Origin of the sequence: Bartonella sp. TT110JLCBS, assembly GCF_042193405.1 — a bacterium.
In the GTDB taxonomy this organism is placed as follows: Bacteria; Pseudomonadota; Alphaproteobacteria; order Rhizobiales; family Rhizobiaceae; genus Bartonella.
Genome location: NZ_JBHILT010000136.1, coordinates 1 through 1,011, shown reverse-complemented (window position 1 = coordinate 1,011; position 1,011 = coordinate 1). Strand labels below are relative to the sequence as shown.

The following is a 1,011-nucleotide window of genomic DNA, read 5'->3' as shown; positions in this document are numbered from 1 at the left end:
ACAAGTCCTACCTTAAAGAGGGTTATTTCACCAATCAGAGGTTCTAGCCATTGGAACCAGCCTTTAATCCTCTCTGTGAGATCACTGATGCTTTTTCTTAAATCAGAGGTAGGATTAAGCAAATCATTAAGGACTTTTTTTAAGGTTTTTGCCCAGCTCGCAACGGTTGTTTGGATGAGGTCGCGGTTTTCATCAATCAGGCGAGAAAAACCGTCAATCATGTCATTGATCACGGGCATGAAACGCGCGCCAATAAAGCTCGCGATACCGCCTATTTTTTTCTTAAAGGCACCAAGCTTGTCACTCAAATCTGCTGCATAGCGTGCCACATCGGCACCTATCAGCCATTTTCCTTTCCGCGCCTTTGCAAACAGCTCTTTAATGGGTGCCATGCCTTGTGCAAGCATGGTCGCCATTTCTTTACCATCACCACCAAACAGCAGAGCGGCAATATGCTGTCTTTGTGCTTGATTTTTCATCTGACTCATCTTGTCGGTAATTTCTTCTAACAAGACAGAAGTGGATTTGAGTTTTCCAGAAGTGTTTTTGACAGAAATGCCAAGCGCTTCAAAGCCCATCATGCCTCTTTTTTGTCCGGCATAGGCTTGTGCCGAACGCCTATTTAAAACCGCTAAGGATTGTTGAAAAAGTTCGGCAGAAGTGCCTGAATTATCGGCTGCATCACCCCATAATTGAAGTGATGCAACACTCATATTTAAATGGTGTGATGCGTGATAAAGACTATCGCCCAGATGCATGGTTTTCATGGTGAGGGCGGCTACACTTGCCACAAGACCACCACCAGCAAGCCCTAAGACACCGGTAAAGACTGAAGCACGGCTTGCCGCCACTCCAAGAGCACTTTGAACACCATGAAGGCTTTTTGTCATGTTTTTGACAGCAGCAGAAAAGCGCGGAATACCCAAACTATGTGAGAGTGTTTTTGACAATGTATCGAATTTTTTTTGAAGATGTTTGAGAGGTGCGGTGAGTTTGTCTTCAAGAGACAAT

General features: G+C 44.6%; 1 protein-coding gene. It reads right to left on the bottom strand.

Going from position 1 to position 1,011, the window contains the following annotated elements:
• The coding region (locus ACFILW_RS10025) for a phage tail tape measure protein (RefSeq protein WP_375685765.1) at window positions 1–1,010 on the bottom strand (1,010 nt) is incomplete at its 3' end.
• Between the last annotated feature and the right edge of the window lies 1 nt (window position 1,011).